A 17,143-nucleotide genomic window follows, 5' to 3' on the forward strand; every position below is an offset into this window, starting at 1 on the left:
GCGAGCCCCGTCGTCGGGCACCGGGGCGGTGCGACGTGTCCGCGGGAGGCGGCAGGTGCCGCGCAGGGTGCCGACCGTCGCGAGCGGGTCAGGCGCGGGGCGGGACCTGGAGGTCGTAGGTCTTGGTCACCGGGGCTGCGGCGTCCGCGGACGTGCTCGGGACGGTGCCGCAGCCGCACGCGCACGCGTGCGCCTCCTGCTTCTCCGCCGCCTGCTCGGCGTACTGGGCGGCCAGCGCGTCCTCCTGCACCTCGAGCGAGGCGACCTCGTAGCCCGCCTCGTCCACGGCCTCGCGGAGCGCTGCCTCGTCGAGCGGGTCGTCGGAGAAGACCGTGACCTCGGACGCGCCGCCGACGCGCAGCTCGACGCTCACGTTCTCGACGCCGGCGACGGCCTCGAGGTCCTTGGTGACGTGCGCGACGCAGTTGCCGCAGGTCATGCCGGTGACGCCCAGGGTGGTGACGGTGCTCATGGTGCTCCTCGGTGGTGGGGTGGGTCAGCTGCGGACGAGGCGGGCGATGGCGTCGGCGGCCTCCTTGACCTTGGCCGCGCCCTCCTGCTCGGACTGGCGGGCCGCGTCGACGACGCAGTGGCCGAGGTGGTCCTCGACGAGGCCGATGCTCACGGCCTGCAGCGCCTTCGTGACGGCGGAGACCTGCGTGAGGATGTCGATGCAGTAGACGTCCTCGTCGATCATGCGCGCGATGCCGCGCACCTGGCCCTCGATGCGGCGCATGCGCTTGAGGTACGCCTCCTTGTCGGACGCGTAGCCGTGCGGACCGGTGTGGGCCGCGTGCTCGTGCTCGACGGCGGGGGCCTCGGTGGTGTCGGTCATGCTCTCCTCCTCGTCCAGGGCGCGGTGCCGCGACTGCGGCGGTCGATCGTCGTCCTATACCCCACCAGGGTAACTGATGCATACCCCCCAAGGGTACGGGCGCTCGGTCGTCCCGACGAGCACGGCCTGACACGTGTCATGCCCGCGGGGTGACGGGCCCACGTCCTGCGGTGAACGGGCGCACTGTCGACCCGCCGACGCCACCGAGAGGCTGGAGGCACCCACGACGAGAGGCGCACCATGACCGACATCATCACCGGGCTCCAGGAGCTCACCCAGGGTCTTCCGCCCCTGCTGCGCTGGGTCGGGGTCCTCCTCGCCGGCGCGATCCCCTACGTCGAGGCGGAGGGCGCCGCGATCCTCGGCGTCGTCTCCGGGGTGAACCCCGTCGTCGCGATCCTCGCTGCCGTGGTGGGCAACGCGATCGCCCTCGCGCTCGTCGTCTGGCTGATCGGTGCCGCACGCTCCGGCGTCACGCGCGGACGTGCCGCGGAGCAGTCGCCCAAGCGGCAGCGGATGCGGCAGGTGTTCGACCGGTACGGCGTGCCGGGCGTCAGCCTCCTCGGACCCCTGCTCCTGCCGAGCCACGTCACCGCGGCCGCCATGGTCGGGTTCGGCGCACCGCGCGCCCGCGTCTTCACGTGGGGCGTCGTCGCGGTGACGGCGTGGGCCGTCGTGCTGGGTGCGCTCGTGCACCTCGGCGTCAGCGCGGCGGTCGCCTGACACGGGCCCCGGCCCGTGCTCCCGGCCCTGTGCTCCCGGCCCGGCCCGGCCCCGGCCCGACGGCGCGCCCGGCGGACGGTCGGGAGCAGCGGGTCACGCTGCTGTCACGGCCTCATCACGATTGCGGCGCTCGTCGGGCGAGGCCCCGGGCGCGCCCCTACCCTCCCAAGCATGGGCAGGGGAGCAGGAGCAGGACGGGCGGCCCGCGCGGTGTCGATCGCGCTCGCGCTCGCGGGCGCGAGCGTCGTCGCGGCACCGCCGGCGAGCGCGTGCGCGTGCGGCGGCCTCGTCGACGGGCCCGCGTACGACACGTCGGTCTCGCAGGAGACGGCCGTGCTCCAGTGGGACGGGACGACAGAGACGATGCTGCTGGAGCTCGACACGCTGTCGAACGCCCCGGAGGTCGGGCTGCTGCTGCCGACCCCCGCGCCGGCCGAGGTCGCGCTCGCCGACCCGCAGGTCTTCCGCGAGCTCGACGACCTCACGCAGCCGCGCGCCGTCGTCTCCGACTACCGCTGGTGGCCCGAGCTGGGGTTCGGCGCGGCCGGGGCCGACGCGGCCGGCGCTCCGGCGGGTGTCGCGGTGCTCGACGAGGTGCGGCTCGGCCCGCTCGACGTCACGACGCTCGCGGCGACCGACCCGGGCGCGCTCGGGTCGTGGCTCACGGAGCGCGGGTTCCAGCTCCCCGAGTCGATCCAGACCGCGCTCACGCCGTACGTGAGCGAGGGCTGGTCGTTCGTCGCGGCCCGGCTCGCGCCCGAGGAGGCGGCCGCGTTCGACGGGACGCTGCAGCCCCTGCGCGTCACGTTCCCGAGTGCCTCGCTCGTCTACCCGATGCGCATGTCCGTCGTCGCCGACGACACCCAGAGCACGCGCACCTACGTGCTGGCCGACCACCGGGTCGACCGCACCGACGCGACCGCCGTCGCGCACGAGCCCACGCTGCGGTTCGCGGGCCGTGTCGACCCGGCGTCGGTGGGCTCCGACGAGCTCGCCGCGCTCCTCGCCGCCGGCGGCTTCGTCACGTCGCACGAGCAGGTCTTCGACGACCCGGGGGCGGAGATCGTCTCGGACTTCACCTTCGAGCCGGCCGCGGCCGACGTCGCGTACGCCACGACGTACGCCGTCGTGGCCGACAAGCGGATCGGCCCGTTCTTCGCAGGACCCGTCCTCGCGTTCTCGGCGGTGCTGGCGCTGGCCGCCCTCGTGGTCTGGTCGGGCCGACGTCGACGCGCACCCGCGCCGGTCCTCGCGCCGCGCCCCGCGCAGGCCTGACCGGGGGCGCGAGCGGGCGAAACGCGCGCTTCGCCGCGACACGCGGGATTTCTGGGTGTTCCATGGAGGCGAAGCGGGAGGCGACACAGGCCCCAGGCCGCCGGTGAGCCGGCCCGTCACCTAGCACGGGGAGTGACCATGACGACGCAGGACCCGATCCTCACCGCATTCTCCAGCACCGCGAAGCAGGTCTGGTACTGGCCAGTGCTCCGCGGCGTGCTCGCCATCATCCTCGGTATCGTCGCCCTGGCGTGGCCGGACAAGACCGCCGCCGTGATCATCTGGGTCATCGGCATCTTCGCGGTCGTCGACGGGATCGTCGAGATCATCGAGGGCATCCGGCGCCGCGGCACCGGCAGCGGCACCGCGTTCCTCGTGACCATGGGCGTCCTCAGCCTGGCCGTCGGCATCGTGCTGCTCGTCTGGCCGGGCACGACCGCGATCGTCCTCACGTGGATCATCGGCTTCTGGGCCGTCGTCTACGGCCTGTTCCAGACGGTCGCGAGCCTCGACCTGCGCAAGGTCCCCGGCAGCGGCTGGGGCTGGGGAGTCTTCGCCGGCCTGCTGGGTCTCGTCTTCGGTCTGCTGGTCCTGTTCAACGTCAACGCCGGGCTGGTCTCCATCGTCTGGATCCTCGCGATCTTCGCGATCCTCTGGGGCGTCATGCTCATCGCGTTCGGGTTCCAGATCCGCTCGCTCGGCAGGCGAGCGGGGCAGGCCGCGACGTACTGACGCCGCGGCCCCGCGCGGCCCCGCGCGGCCGAGCACGCGATCCCGCGCCGTCGAACACGACGTCGGTGTCGTTTTCCGCCGGATAACGACACCGACGTCGTGTTCGGCGCCTTGTGGGGGTCAGGCGGGGCGGGCCTCCGCGGCGGCGCGGGCTGCGGCGGGGAGGGCGTCGAGGATGCGGGTCACCGCGGCGTCGTCGTGGGCGGCGGAGAGGAACCACGCCTCGAACACCGACGGCGGCAGGCTGACCCCGGCGTCGAGCATCGCGTGGAAGAACGCGCGGTACCGGAACGTCTCCTGCGCCTGGGCCTGCGCGTAGTCGCGCACGCCCGCGGTCGCGGCGAGGTCGCCGAAGAACACGGAGAACAGGGACCCCGCGCGCTGCACGCGGTGCGGCACGCCCGCCGCGTCGAGCGCCGAGCCCACGGCCGACGACAGCACGCCCGCGACCTCGTCCACGCGCGCGTACACGGCGTCGTCGGCGAGGCGCAGCGTCGCGAGGCCGGCCGCGACGGCGACCGGGTTCCCGGACAGGGTGCCCGCCTGGTAGACGGGCCCGAGCGGCGCGAGCTGGCCCATGACGGTCGCCGGACCCCCGACCGCGGCGACGGGCATCCCGCCGCCCACGACCTTGCCGAACGTGAACAGGTCGGGCGTGTAGCCGTCCGCGCCCTGGCCGCGCAGCACCGCGTTCTCGAGGCCCCACCAGCCGCTCGGCCCGACGCGGAAGCCCGTGAGCACCTCGTCGAGGATCAGCAGCGCGCCGTGCGCCGCCGTGATGCGGCGCAGGCCCTCGTTGAAGCCCTCCGCGGGCGGGACGACGCCCATGTTCGCGGGCGACGCCTCGGTGATGACGGCCGCGATCTCGGAGCCGCGCTCCGCGAACGCCGCCTCGACGGCCGCGAGGTCGTTGTACGGGAGGACGAGCGTCTCGGCTGCCGTCGCCTCGGTGACCCCGGCCGAGCCGGGCAGGGCGAGCGTCGCGACGCCGGACCCCGCCTCGGCGAGCAGCGCGTCCACGTGCCCGTGGTAGCAGCCGGCGAACTTCACGACGACGTCGCGCCCGGTCACGCCGCGCGCGAGGCGGATCGCGGTCATGGTCGCCTCCGTGCCGGTCGACACGAGGCGCACGCGCTCGGCGGCGGGCACCCGGCGGCGGATCTCCTCCGCGAGCTCGACCTCGCCGAGCGTCGGCGCGCCGAACGACAGCCCGCGCCCCGCCGCCTCCTGGACCGCGGCGACGACGTCGGGCTGCGCGTGCCCCAGCAGCGCGGGGCCCCACGAGCACACGAGGTCGACGTACTCGCGCCCCGCGACGTCGGTGACGTACGGGCCGCGCGCCGACGCGAGGAACCGCGGGTCGCCGCCCACGGACCCGTAGGCGCGGACCGGCGAGCTCACGCCGCCCGGGAGCACGCCCTGCGCGCGCACGAACGCGGCGTGGTTGTCCGCCCCGCCCGCGCCCGGCGCGCCGAACAGCGCCGCGTTCTCCGCCTGGACCGCCTCGGCCGTCCCGAAGCCTCCGGTGTCCGTCATGCCCGCGTCCTTCCCTCGTTCTCGTCCAGCCAGCCCGCGAGCTCCGTCGCCCAGTACGTGAGGATCACGTCCGCGCCGGCGCGCTTGATGCCGAGCACCGACTCCGTGATCGCGCCGCGCCGGTCGATCCACCCGTTCGCGGCGGCGGCCTCGATCATCGCGTACTCGCCCGACACCTGGTACGCCGCGACGGGCACCGGCGACATCTCCGCGACCGCCGCGAGCACGTCGAGGTACGACCCGGCCGGCTTCACCATCACCATGTCCGCGCCCTCCGCGAGGTCGAGGTCCGCCTCCCGCAGCCCCTCGCGCGCGTTGGCCGCGTCCATCTGGTACGTGCGGCGGTCGCCCTGGAGCGCCGAGTCCACGGCCTCCCGGAACGGCCCGTAGAACGCGCTCGCGTACTTCGCGGAGTACGCGAGGATCCCGACGTCGTCGAACCCTGCGGCGTCCAGCGCCTCCCGGATCACGCCGACCTGGCCGTCCATCATCCCCGACGGCGCGACGACGTCCGCGCCCGCGCGCGCCTGCGCGACGGCCATCGACGCGTAGCGGTCGAGCGTCGCGTCGTTGTCGACGACGACGGACCCGTCGCGCCCGGTCGTCAGCACGCCGCAGTGCCCGTGGTCGGTGAACTCGTCCAGGCACGTGTCGGCCATGACGACCGGCCCGCCGCCGGCGTGCTCGCGCGCGGCCTCGACCGCGACCCGGATGCCGCGCTGCAGGATCCCGTCCTCGGCGTCGGCCTGCGTCCCGGTCGCGTCGCGCTCGGCGGGGATGCCGAACAGCATGACGCCGCCGACCCCGGCACGGGCAGCGTCGCGCACGGCGTCCGCGAGCGTCGCCTCGGTGTGCTGCACGACGCCCGGCATCGACGAGATCGGCCGCGGCGCGCCCAGGCCCTCCTTGACGAACAGCGGCAGCACGAGGTCCGACGCGTGCACGCGCGTCTCGCTGACGAGCCGACGCACGCGCGGGCTCGTGCGCAGGCGGCGCGGCCGGTGGTGCCCGACGGGGAGCTGGTGGGTCACGAGGGGTCTCCTTCGGAGGTCGGGTCGACGCCGGTCGTGCCGGCGGCCGGGGGAGCGGCCGGGTCGTCGGGCAGGGCGGCCGTGCGGGTGGCGGAGCCGGTGGCGGCGAGCGCGTCCCCGAGCGCGTCGGCCAGCGCGGCGTCGGTCGGGCGCTCCGCGACGGCGTCGAGCCGCAGCCCGACGGCGCGCGCCGCCCGGGCGGTCGGATCGCCGATCGCGACGCCCACGACGTCGTCGCGCGGGCCGAGCTGACGTGCCACCTCGCGCGCGACGCTCCCCGAGGTGAGCACGACGGCGTCCACCTCGCCGGCGTGCCACGCCGCGACGACGTCCGGCGCGAGCGCGTGCGTGACGGTGCGGTAGACGGTGACGACGTGCGGGACGTACCCGAGGTCGTGCAGCCCGTCGTGCATCGTCGGTGCGGCGAGGTCCCCTTGCGGCAGCAGCACCAGGCCTCTACCTCGCGAGGGAGAGCCCTGGTCGGCCGAGGTAGAGCCCTGGTTCGGCGAAGGAGAGCCCTGGTTCGGTGAGGTAGAGGCGTGGTCGGTCGCGGCGAGGGTCGTGAAGGCGGCGACCAGGCCGCGGGCGGAGTTCTCGATCGGCTCGAGGTCGACCTGGACGCCGACGGCCTCCAGGGCGCGGCGGGTCGCAGGCCCGACGGCGGCCCAGCGGGCTCGGCGGGCGGCGTCACCCAGGTGGACGCCCTGGCGGGCGGCGCTCGCGACGAGCTCGTCGATCGCGTTGACGCTCGTCACGACGACCCAGGCGAAGTCGCCGTGCGCGAGGCGGGCGACGGCGCCGTCCACCGGGGCGGTGTCCTCGACCCGGGCGCGCTCGATCGCGGGGCTGACGAGGACGCGCGCGCCGGCGTCGCGGAGCGTCGCGGCGAGCCCCGCGGCGCGCTCGGGCGCGCGGGGGACGAGGACCGTGCGGCCGGCGAGCGTCGAGCCCGCGGCACGCGGGACCGACGCCAGGGTGGCGGCCTCGGCGTCGCCGTGCGGGCTCGGTCGCCCGGGCGGGGGCGGCACGACGGGTGCGGGGCCGCGCGACGGGTCGCGCAGGGGGCCCGGGCTCATTCCGCCTCGCCGCGGTAGCCGCCGTCGCGGAGCTGCTCGCGCGCGGTCTCGACGGCGCGGTCGGACGACGGGACGGCGTCGGCGTCCGTGGCCTGTCGCGTCGTCGCCGGGGCCGTCCCGGTCGCGGTCCCGGACTCAGCCCCGGCTCCGGGGCCGGAGCCGGTCTCGCGGAGCGGGGCGAGGCGGGCGGCGCCGTCGGCGAGGAGCGCGTCGGCGACGCGGACGCCGAGGGCGCGCGCGGCGTCGTCCCGCGCGTCCTGCGACGACGCGCCGACCGGGACCGCCGTGCGACCGGAGTGCGTGAGCTGCTCGACGCCGTCGACCCGGGCGACGACGGCCGTCAGGACGACCTCGCCGTCCTCGACCAGGGCGTGCGCGCCGACGGGCGCGGCGCAGCCGGCCTCCAGGCGCTCGAGCAGCGACCGCTCGGCGAGCACGGCGAGGCGCGTCGGCTCGTGGTCGAGGTCGTGCAGGGCGCGCGCGAGCACGGGGTCGTCGAGCGACGCCGTGCGCACCTCCACCGCGAGGGCGCCCTGCCCGGCGGCGGGCGCCATGATCGCGGTGTCGACGACCTCGGACACCGCGTCGAGCCGGCCGAGCCGCGCGAGCCCCGCGTAGGCGAGCACGACGGCGTCGAGGTCGGCGTCGGGGCCGAGAGCACGGGCGAGGCGCGTGTCGACGTTCCCACGGATGTCGACGACGTCGAGGTCCGGCCGGACGGAGCGGAGCTGCGCGGCGCGGCGCGGCGACCCCGTACCGACGCGCGCACCGCGCGGGAGCGTCGTGATGGTGAGACCGCCGCGGGCGCACAGGACGTCGCGCGGGTTCTCGCGCTCCGGCGTCACGACGGTCAGCCCGGGGGCGGGCTCGGTCGGGAGGTCCTTGAGGGAGTGGACGGCGACGTCGCACCGTCCGTCGAGCAGCGCCTCGCGCAGCGCGGTGACGAACACGCCGGTGCCGCCCATCTGGGCGAGCGACCCGGTGAGGACGTCGCCGTCGGTGCGGACGCGGACGAGCTCGACGTCCCGGCCGGTCAGTTCCTCGAGGCGGCGGGCGACGTGGCCGGACTGGGTCGTCGCGAGGGCGCTGCCGCGCGTGCCCACGCGGAGGGGAGGGGTACCTGCAGGGCTCACGGTCCCAGTCTCTCCCCACTTCGGCATTCCACGGAAATGCGCACGTCACGCTGCCGGGAATACGTGCGGGAGTGACGTGGTCCTGACGCGCGGTCAGGAACTTCCGGACACGATGTCAGGACAATTCGCGAGCGCATTTGACGCCGCATTTCTCGGGATTCCGGTAAGGATTGCCTCAGTCGAGGACGGCGAGGCCCCGGGCGCATTCCTGGGCGTGCGCGACGATCGCCGCGAGCCCCGTGCCGGCGATCCAGCCACCCGTCACGGCGAGCCCGGGGACGGCGTCGACCCGCTCGACGAACGCCGCGACCTCGCGGCGGTACGCGGGGGTGGGCGGGGGCAGCGCGCCGTTCCAGCGCGTCACGACGTGCCCGAGCACGCGGCCGTGCAGGTCCACGCCGAACAGCCGTGACGCGTCGGCGACGACGCGGTCGAGGTCGGGCTCCGTCGTCGCGCCGATGCGTCCGTAGCTGAGGCGCACCACGTGGTGGCCCGGTCCGACGGCGGCGCGCACGCGCTCGCGCAGCCACGGCCACTTCGCCGTCGAGTGCGTCAGGGCCTTCGCCTCGACGTCCGACGGCGGCGCGGCCCGCCCGGCGTCGCGGTGCGGCGGGGCGACGAGCAGCCCGGTCCCGCGCGGCGCGTCGTCGAGCTCGGGGGCGCGGAGCAGGAGCGTGACGAGGCGGACGTCCGCGCCGGGCTCCGGGTCCGGCAGCAGGTCCGCCGCGGTGCCGACGAGCGGGCCGAGCGCGTCCACGAGCGCCGGGGTCGTCACGACGAGGCGCGGCGCGGCGAGCTCGACGGGCCCGTCCGGCGTCAGCGCGCGGACGACCCAGGAGCCGGAGGGCGCGTCGCCGCCGGAACGCCCGCGGTCCGGGTCCCTCCGGGCGATCTCCGTGACCTCGTGGCGCAGCCGCACGTCGGCGTCCGCCGCGAGCTCCTCGACGAGCCGGTGCATGCCGCCGTCGATCCCGCGGACGGCCGAGCCGGCCGGGGCGAGCGCGCGCAGCGACGCGACGGCCCGCGCGAGCGACCCCTCGCGCTCGAACGCCTCGCGGAGCCCCGGCGCGACCGCGGCGACGTCCAGCCGGTCGAGCGGGGCCGAGTGCACCCCGGCCGCGACGGGCGCGACGAGCCGCTCCGTGACGCGCGTCCCCATGCGCGAGCGCGCGAACGTCTCGAGCGTGCGCAGGTCGGTGACGCGGCGAGGCAGGACGCGGTCGAGGCTCGCGCGCAGCGCCCCGCCGACGCCGACCGCGCGGCGCACGTCGCGGGACCACGGGTGGGCGGGGATCCCGAGGACGCCGGCGCGCGGCAGGGGGTAGGCGCGGCCCGCGGCGTAGCCCCAGGCGCCGTCCCCCGACGGCTCGACGACGTCGAGGCCGAGCGCGGCGACCAGGTCGCCGACGGCCGTGCCGCGGGCCGCGAAGGACTCGGCCCCCAGGTCGACGCGGACGCCGTCGAGCCCGGGCAGGTCGCCGCCGCGGACGGGCCCGCCGGGGACGTCCGCGGCCTCCAGCACGACGACGCGCAACCCCTGCTCGCGCAGGGACAGGGTGGCGGTGAGCCCCGCGACCCCCGCGCCGACGACGATCGCGTCCACCCCCTCGGGGACGGTCCCGGGGGAGGTGCGGGACGTCGTCGGCTCGGTGCTCACCGTCGGGTCGCCTCCTCGTGCGCGTCGTCCTGTCCCGTCCAGTCTGCGCCGAGCGCGTGGACCAGGCCGACGACACGCGTGAGGACGTCCGGGTCGGTGTTCGGCGGGACGCCGTGCCCGAGGTTCACCACGTGCCCGGGCGCGGTGCGCCCGCGCCGCACGACGTCGCGCACGTGCGCCTCGAGCACGTCCCACGGCGCGGCGAGGAGCGCGGGGTCGATGTTGCCCTGGACGGGGACGGGGTCGTGGTCCTCGCCGAGGAGCCGGGCGGCGTCGTCGAGCGGCGTGCGGTAGTCGACGCCCACGGCGACGTCGCGCACCCCGGCCGCGGTGACGGCGTCGCGCATCGTGGGGAGCAGGTGCTCCGTGCCGGTGCCGAAGTGCACGACCGGCACGCCGAGGTCGGCGACGTGCGTCAGCGCGCGCGTGCTCGCCGGGGCGGCGCCCGCCGCGTAGTCGGCGCGCGAGAGCGAGCCTGCCCACGAGTCGAAGAGCTGGGCGGCGCTCGCGCCCGCCCGCACCTGGGCGCGCAGGAACGTGCCGGTGAGGTCGGCGGCCCAGTCGACGAGGCGCTGCCACGTCTCCGGGTCGCCGCGCAGCAGGGCGCGCGCGGCGAGGTGGTCGCGCGACGGCCGACCCTCGACGAGGTAGGCGGCGAGCGTGAACGGCGCGCCCGCGAACCCGATGAGCGGCGTCGTGCCGAGCGCGTCGACGGTCAGCGCGACGGCCTCGCGGACCGGGGCGAGCGACTCCTCGGTGAGCTCGGTCTCCACGAGGCGCGCGACGTCGTCGGGCGTCCGGTACGCCTGGCCCATGACCGGCCCGACGCCCGGCACGATGTCGACCTCGACGCCCGCGAGACGCAGCGGCACGACGATGTCGGAGAAGAAGATCCCCGCGTCGACGCCGTGGCGTCGCACCGGCTGGAGCGTGATCTCCGACGCGAGGTCGGGGCGCAGGCACGAGTCGAGCATGCTCACGCCCTCGCGGGCGGCGCGGTACTCGGGCAGCGAGCGGCCGGCTTGCCGCATGAACCACACCGGTGTGATTTCCGGGCGATTTCCCGTCGTGCCCGCGCGCAGGGCCTGCACGAGCGGCGAACGGTCCGTGCGGCCGTCGGTCAGGGGATGGCCCGGGGAAAGGGCGACAGGAATCACAGCTACCGATTCTGCCTCCCTCCCGGTGGAATGATTAAATCGGAGGCACTGTGGCTCTTCTCTCCCTCACGGCCAGCCACCACGAGCTCGACCTCGACGCCCTGGAGCGACTCTCCACCGGGGCGCACTCGATCGGCGGCTCCGCGGTCGCGGCGTGCGACGTGATCACCGGTGCCGTCGTCCTCGCGACGTGCAACCGGTTCGAGCTGTACCTCGACGTGGACGCGCCCCTCGACGGGACGGGCGTGCAGCACGCGACCGAGCACGTCGCGCGCATGGTCGCCGACGCGTCGGGCGTCGAGCCGGCCGAGGCGCTCGCCTCGTTCCGCACGCGCGCCGGGACCGAGGTCGCCGAGCACCTGTTCGCCGTCGCGTCGGGGCTGGACTCGATGGTCGTGGGCGAGCGCGAGATCGCGGGCCAGGTGAAGCGCGCCCTGGAGACCGCGCACGCCGACGGCGTGACCTCCTCGACCCTCGAGCTCCTGTTCCAGACGGCGTCGCGCACGTCCAAGAGGGTCAGCACGCAGACGACGCTCGGCGGCGCGGGCCGCTCCGTCGTCGCGCTGGGCCTCGACCTCGCGGGGGCCGAGCTGCCGCCGTGGCACCAGGTGCGGGCCGTCCTCATCGGGACGGGGTCGTACGCGGGCGCGAGCCTCGCGGCGCTGCGGGCGCTCGGCTGCGACGACGTGCGCGTCTACTCGCAGTCCGGCCGTGCCGAGGAGTTCGCCGCCGCGCGCGGCGTGGAGGCGGTCACCGACCTCGTCGCCGCGCTCGAGGACGCGGATCTCGTCGTGTCGTGCAGCGGCGCCCGCGGGCGGGCGCCGGCCGACGGCGTCGCGCGTCCGGGAGGGGGCGGCGACCGCCGCGAGCAGGCCATCGAGCACGTGCTCGACGCCGCCGCCGTGGTCCGGGCGCGCGAGCGCGCGGCGGTCCGCGCCGGGGACGAGCCCGCGGCCCGCCCGACCGTGGTGCTCGACCTCGCGCTGCACCGCGACGTCGACCCGCGCGTCGCGGACGTCGAGGGCGTGCTGCTCTACGACCTCGCGACGCTCGCCGCGCACTCGCCGTCGATCGCGTCGGAGCTCGTCGTCCAGGCCCGCGCGATCGTGGACGACGCGACGCGCGCGTTCGAGGAGACGCGGCTCGGCCGCGCGGCGGACACCGCGGTCGTCGCGCTGCTCGCCGACGCGGAGCGGCGCATCGCGCTCGAGGTGGCCGACGTCGTCGCGCTGCGCGAGGCGGACGGCGACCCGGTCGAGCCGGACGAGGCCGACGAGCTCGCGCGCGACGTGCGACGTCGCGTCCACGCCGACCTGCACCGCGCGATCGTCGAGGCCCGCGCCGAGGCCGTCGCGGCCGCGCAGGCGGAGGAGCGCGCCGTCGTCGCGGACGCCCAGGCCCTCGCCGACGAGGCGGCAGCGCCGGCACGGCCGACGAGCCCGGGATCTCTCCCCGCACCCGCCGCCCGCTGAGGAGCCACCCCGGGTTCGGCGCGCTGCGCCCTCCACGCTCGACCCGGTCGTTCGCCCGGGCATGCAATTGACAGCGCAGTCATACGCGGGAGAGAGTGACCGGCGGACGCCCGTCGTCGACCAGGAGCACCGTCGCCCCGCCACGAGCGGCCCGGGCGGCACCTGGCCGGCGGACCCGGGGCGCCCCGGGCGACGCAGCCCGGTCGCACGTCGAAGAGGACATGGCATGAGACGACCACGACTCGCCCTGCTCGCCGCCGGGCTCGCGCTCGCCGTCGCGCCGGGCACGCTGCTGCCTGCCGCCGCGGGCGCCGCCCCCGCCGGCGACGACGGCACCGTCACCGCCGCCGCGGGCGACGACCTCACGCTCGAGGTCAACCCGTTCGTCGGCACCGAGAGCGAGGGCAACGCCTACCCGGGCGCGACCGTGCCGTTCGGCATGGTCCAGCTCAGCCCGGACAACACGAACTCCTACGCCTCGACGTCGTACAGCACGAACGCGGGGCGCGTGTGGGGCTTCAGCCACCGGCACGTGAACAGCGCGGGCTGCCCCGCGGCGGGCGAGCTGCTCGTCACGCCGGACACGAGCGCGACCCCGCGCACGTCGCGCTCCTTCATCGCGATCAAGGACCAGAAGAACACCGAGCACGCCTCCGCCGGGTTCTACGAGGTGACGCTCGCGAACGACGTGCACGCCGAGCTCAGCGCGACCACGCGCGTCGGCGCGCACCGCTACACGTTCCCCGCCTCGACGACGTCGCACCTGTCGTTCAACGTGGGCCAGACGCTGCGCGACGCCGGCGCGAGCTCGGTGACGTGGGTCGACGACCGTACGCTCGAGGGCTGGGTCGACAACGGCGGCTTCTGCGGCGGCACGCCGGACAAGCAGCGGTACTTCTTCAGCGCGACGTTCGACCGCCCGGTCGCGTCGAGCGGCACGTGGGGCACCGACGCGCGGTACGTCGCGGGGTCCACGACGAGCGAGGTCGCGGGCGGCAACAACGGCGCCGTCGCGGTGTTCGACACCACGAGCGACCGCGACGTCGAGGTGAGCGTGGGCGTGTCGTTCGTGAGCGTCGACGGCGCGCGCGCCAACCGCGAGGCCGAGGCCACGGTCGAGGGCGGCCAGGTCGCGTTCGACACCGTGCGCGAGGAGGCGCGCGACGCGTGGAACGCCGAGCTGGGCCGTGCCGCGATCGACGCGTCGCCCGACCAGCGCCGGATCTTCTACACCCAGCTCTACAAGACGCTGCTCTCGCCGACGATCGGCAGCGACGTCGACGGCCGGTACCGCGGCATGGACCTCGAGGTCCACCAGGCCGACGGCTGGGACTACTACCAGAACTTCTCGCTCTGGGACACGTACCGCACGCAGGCGACGCTGCACGCACTCCTGCTGCCCGAGCGCGCGCAGGACATCGTGCGCTCGATGTACCAGCACCGCGTCGAGGGCGGCTGGCTGCCGCGCTGGTCGCTCGGCGCGCTGGAGACCAACATCATGGCGGGCGACCCCGTCACGCCGTGGCTCGCGGAGAACTTCGCGCTCGGCACGGTCCCCGACGACATCGCCGACGAGCTGTGGGACTACCTCGTGGAGAACGCCACGACGACCCCGCCCGACGACGTCGCGTCCGTCGGGCGGCGCAGCACCGAGTTCTACGCCGAGCACGGCCACGTGCCGTTCTACCCCGAGAACGAGGGCGGCCTCGGCGGCCAGTTCGAGGAGTACCGCCACGGCGGCTCCGCCACGCTCGAGCTCGCGCTCGCCGACGCGAGCCTCGGCGCCGCGGCGGAGCGCACGGGCCGCGAGGGCGGGCAGGCGTTCCTCGACAAGGGCCGCAACTGGCGCAACCTCTGGAACCCGGACGTCGAGCTCTCCGGCGGCTTCCAGGGCATGGTCAACGCGAAGCGCCCGACGGGCGAGTTCGTCACGCTGCCCGAGCTGACCGACGTCACGCGCTCCGGCTTCCACGAGGGCGTGCCGTGGCAGTACCAGTGGATGGTGCCGCAGGACGTCACGGGCCTCCAGGAGGTCATGGGCGGCGAGGACGGGTTCGTCGAGCGCCTCGACTACTACTTCGACCAGCCGGCGCTCGCCGCGAACCCCGGCGTCTCGCCGAGCACGTGGGCCAAGGGCGGCAGCTCGTACTACACGACGATCCGCTACAACCCGGGCAACGAGCCGACGATCATGAACGCGTGGCTCTACGGCTACGTGGGCCAGCCGTGGAAGACGAACGACGTGCTCGCCGCGAACCTCAACCGCTTCCCGGACACCCCGGGCGGCGGCGTGGGGAACGACGACCTCGGCACGCTCGCCGCCTGGTACGTCATGGCGTCGCTCGGGTTCGAGCCGGTGATGCCGGGCTCCGGCATCCTCGCGCTCAACGCCCCCAAGGTGCAGGCCGCGACGCTCACGACCGACGCCGGGGCGACGCTCCGCATCGACGCGGCGGGCGCCAACGAGAAGCTCCCGAGCTACGTCGCCGGTCTGGACGTCGACGGCGTCGCGCACACCGCCGCGTGGCTCGACGTCGCGGCGCTGCAGGACGGCGGCACGCTCGACTTCGACCTGTCCGACACGAGCGCGGGCCTCACGTGGGGCACCGCGGCCGCCGACCGGATCCCGTCGGTCTCCGCGGCGGCCCCGCCCGCGCCGGTCGAGGTCGAGGCGAGCGCGCGCTGCCTCGGTGGTCGGGCGTTCGTCGCGGTCCGCGCGACCAGCACGGCCGACGAGCCCGTCGACGTGACGCTCTCGACGCCGTTCGGCGAGCGGACGGTCCGGCACGTGCTGCCGGGCAAGAACGCCTACCAGTCGTTCACGACGCGCACCACGTCCGTCGCGGCGGGCGCGGCCACCGTGACCGTCGTCGCCGCGGACGGGACCACGTCCCAGGTCGACGTGGCGTACGAGGCGCTCGACTGCGGCTGACCCGCGGTCCGGTCGCGACAGGGGAGCGCTCGCGCTCCCGCACGAGGGCCGTCGTCGGGCACCCCGCCCGGCGGCGGCCCTCGCCGCGCCGCTAGGCTCGGCGCGTGAGCACCACCACGCGCCTGGGCGTCCTCGACATCGGCTCGAACACCGTGCATCTCGCCGTCGTGGACGCCGCGTACGCGGCACGCCCCGTGCAGGCGGCGGGTGCGCGCACGGTCGTGCGCATCATGCGCTACCTCCGGCCGGACGGGTCGCTGTCGCCCGAGGGAGTCGCCGCGATGCTCACCGCGGTCGACGACGCGATGGCGCTCGCGCGCGAGTCCGCCGTCGACGAGATGCTGCCGATGGCGACGTCGGCGCTGCGCGACGCGACCAACGGTCCCGAGGTGCTCGCCGCGATCGGCGAGCGCGTCGGCCAGCCGGTGCGCGTGCTCTCGGGCGAGGACGAGTCGCGCCTGACGTTCCTCGCGGCGCGCCGCTGGCACGGCTGGGCCGCGGGCCGCCTGCTCGTCCTCGACATCGGGGGCGGGTCGCTCGAGATCGCGTCGGGCGTCGACGAGGAGCCCGACCTCGCCGTCTCCCTCCCGCTCGGCGCCGGGCGCATGACGATGGGCTTCCTGCCCGACGACCCGCCCGCGCCCGAGCACGTCGAGGCCCTGCGCGAGCACGTGCGCGCGACGCTCGCCCCCGCCGTCGCGCAGTTCGCCCGGCTCCCGCGGCCCGACCACGTCGTCGCGACGTCCAAGACGTTCCGCTCGCTCGCGCGGCTCGCAGGCATGCAGACCGAGGCCGTCGGCCCCGACGACCGGTGGCGCATGCGACGCTCGCAGCTCGCCGACTGGGTGCCGCGGCTCGCGCGCATCACGGCCGAGGGCCGCACCGCGTTGCCCGGCATCACGCCCGAGCGCACGTTCCAGATCGTCGCGGGCGGGGTGGTCGCGGTCGAGACGATGCGCGCGCTCGGCGTCGACGAGGTCGAGATCTGCCCCTGGGCGCTGCGCGAGGGCGCGATCCTGCGCCGTCTCGACCACAGCTGACCTCGCCCGCGCGGAGCCTCGGGGTCCTCCTCGGCCGGGTCCGGCCCGGGCCCCGTCAGCCGGCGGCGGCAGACCTCGGCTCGGTGAGGCTGAACCAGTTGCCGGAGTCGTCGACGAAGACGGCCTCCACGCCGTAGGGGCGGTGCGCGGGCGGCTGGCGGAACGTCACGCCCTTCGCGACGAGGTCGCGGTAGGTGGCCTCGCAGTCGTCGGTCTGGAGGACACCCGCCCCCATCGACCCCTTGGCGACCAGCGACCGGAGCTGTGCCGCGGACTCGGGGTCCCGGCCCATGGCGCAGTCGGCCAGGATGATCGTGCGCGTCGGGTCGCCCTGCGGCCCGACCGTGAGCCAGCGGAAGCCCGCGCCACCGCCCTCGAACTCCGCGCCCATCGAGAAGTCGTCGCGCAGCTCGAAGCCGAGCACGGTCGTGTAGAACTCCTTGGCGGAGTCCTGGTCGAGCACGAACACGGTGGTGTGGGACAGCGTGAGCACGGGCTCTCCTCTCGGGGCGCCGACTGCCGGCGCAGGGACGACGGCCCCTCC

General features: G+C 75.6%; 15 protein-coding genes. 6 read left to right on the forward strand and 9 right to left on the reverse strand.

Translation table 11 applies throughout. The features are described from left to right. Positions 1 to 88 precede the first annotated feature (88 nt). Complete coding sequence (locus NHH00_RS11085) at positions 89 to 472, reverse strand: heavy-metal-associated domain-containing protein (protein ID WP_253052056.1); 384 nt, start codon at positions 470 to 472, stop codon at positions 89 to 91. Positions 473 to 496: 24 nt separating this feature from the next. Beyond that, positions 497 to 835 (reverse strand): metal-sensitive transcriptional regulator, encoded by a 339-nt coding sequence (locus tag NHH00_RS11090; protein WP_141389926.1) that lies wholly within the window; start codon positions 833 to 835, stop codon positions 497 to 499. Between the two features lie 240 nt (positions 836 to 1,075). Here NHH00_RS11090 and NHH00_RS11095 point away from each other — a divergent pair, with 240 nt between their 5' ends. The 3 genes from NHH00_RS11095 (at position 1,076) to NHH00_RS11105 (ending at position 3,565) form a co-directional block, all read left to right on the forward strand. Beyond that, the gene (locus NHH00_RS11095; RefSeq protein WP_253052058.1) at positions 1,076 to 1,558 is read left to right on the forward strand and encodes a hypothetical protein; all 483 of its coding nucleotides are present in this window, start codon (positions 1,076 to 1,078) and stop codon (positions 1,556 to 1,558) included. Between the two features lie 171 nt (positions 1,559 to 1,729). Further along, positions 1,730 to 2,833 (forward strand): DUF2330 domain-containing protein, encoded by a 1,104-nt coding sequence (locus NHH00_RS11100; protein ID WP_253052060.1) that lies wholly within the window; start codon positions 1,730 to 1,732, stop codon positions 2,831 to 2,833. A gap of 138 nt (positions 2,834 to 2,971) precedes the next feature. After that, a complete protein-coding gene (locus tag NHH00_RS11105) occupies positions 2,972 to 3,565 on the forward strand; it encodes an HdeD family acid-resistance protein (RefSeq protein WP_253052062.1) in 594 nt (197 codons plus the stop codon). Between the two features lie 120 nt (positions 3,566 to 3,685). On the opposite strand, the gene hemL is transcribed toward NHH00_RS11105, so the two are convergent. The 6 genes from hemL to hemE all read right to left on the reverse strand — a co-directional run bounded on the left by hemL (position 3,686) and on the right by hemE (position 11,155). Further along, complete coding sequence (gene hemL, locus NHH00_RS11110; RefSeq protein WP_253052064.1) at positions 3,686 to 5,101, reverse strand: glutamate-1-semialdehyde 2,1-aminomutase; 1,416 nt, start codon at positions 5,099 to 5,101, stop codon at positions 3,686 to 3,688. Then, positions 5,098 to 6,132, reverse strand: coding sequence for a porphobilinogen synthase (gene hemB, locus NHH00_RS11115; RefSeq protein ID WP_253052066.1), 1,035 nt, complete (start codon positions 6,130 to 6,132; stop codon positions 5,098 to 5,100). The genes hemL and hemB overlap by 4 nt, the downstream gene beginning before the upstream one ends. Beyond that, positions 6,129 to 7,208 (reverse strand): uroporphyrinogen-III synthase, encoded by a 1,080-nt coding sequence (locus NHH00_RS11120; RefSeq protein WP_253052068.1) that lies wholly within the window; start codon positions 7,206 to 7,208, stop codon positions 6,129 to 6,131. Before NHH00_RS11120 ends, hemB begins: the two co-directional genes overlap by 4 nt. Further along, complete coding sequence (gene hemC / locus NHH00_RS11125) at positions 7,205 to 8,341, reverse strand: hydroxymethylbilane synthase (RefSeq protein WP_374614811.1); 1,137 nt, start codon at positions 8,339 to 8,341, stop codon at positions 7,205 to 7,207. Before hemC ends, NHH00_RS11120 begins: the two co-directional genes overlap by 4 nt. A gap of 175 nt (positions 8,342 to 8,516) precedes the next feature. Continuing rightward, complete coding sequence (locus NHH00_RS11130) at positions 8,517 to 9,998, reverse strand: protoporphyrinogen/coproporphyrinogen oxidase (RefSeq protein ID WP_253052071.1); 1,482 nt, start codon at positions 9,996 to 9,998, stop codon at positions 8,517 to 8,519. Then, positions 9,995 to 11,155: a uroporphyrinogen decarboxylase gene (gene hemE / locus NHH00_RS11135; protein ID WP_253052073.1), complete on the reverse strand. Its 1,161-nt coding sequence runs from the start codon at positions 11,153 to 11,155 to the stop codon at positions 9,995 to 9,997. The genes NHH00_RS11130 and hemE overlap by 4 nt, the downstream gene beginning before the upstream one ends. 50 nt (positions 11,156 to 11,205) lie before the next feature. On the opposite strand from hemE, the gene NHH00_RS11140 reads away from it, so the two are divergent. From NHH00_RS11140 to NHH00_RS11150, 3 genes are all read left to right on the forward strand, one after another. Next, positions 11,206 to 12,627 carry a glutamyl-tRNA reductase gene (locus NHH00_RS11140; RefSeq protein WP_253052075.1) on the forward strand — a complete coding sequence of 474 codons (1,422 nt, stop codon included), beginning with the start codon at positions 11,206 to 11,208 and terminating at the stop codon, positions 12,625 to 12,627. Between the two features lie 226 nt (positions 12,628 to 12,853). Then, on the forward strand, positions 12,854 to 15,559 hold the full coding sequence (locus NHH00_RS11145; RefSeq protein ID WP_253052077.1) for a GH92 family glycosyl hydrolase: 2,706 nt from the start codon (positions 12,854 to 12,856) through the stop codon (positions 15,557 to 15,559). Positions 15,560 to 15,663: 104 nt separating this feature from the next. Further along, the gene (locus NHH00_RS11150; RefSeq protein ID WP_253052079.1) at positions 15,664 to 16,599 is read left to right on the forward strand and encodes a Ppx/GppA phosphatase family protein; all 936 of its coding nucleotides are present in this window, start codon (positions 15,664 to 15,666) and stop codon (positions 16,597 to 16,599) included. 55 nt (positions 16,600 to 16,654) lie between these two features. Here NHH00_RS11150 and NHH00_RS11155 read toward each other — a convergent pair whose 3' ends face one another. Next, the gene (locus NHH00_RS11155; protein WP_253052081.1) at positions 16,655 to 17,092 is read right to left on the reverse strand and encodes a VOC family protein; all 438 of its coding nucleotides are present in this window, start codon (positions 17,090 to 17,092) and stop codon (positions 16,655 to 16,657) included. Positions 17,093 to 17,143 lie beyond the last annotated feature (51 nt).

Source organism: Cellulosimicrobium cellulans (genome assembly GCF_024124905.1).
Taxonomy (GTDB): Bacteria; Actinomycetota; Actinomycetes; order Actinomycetales; family Cellulomonadaceae; genus Cellulosimicrobium; species Cellulosimicrobium cellulans_G.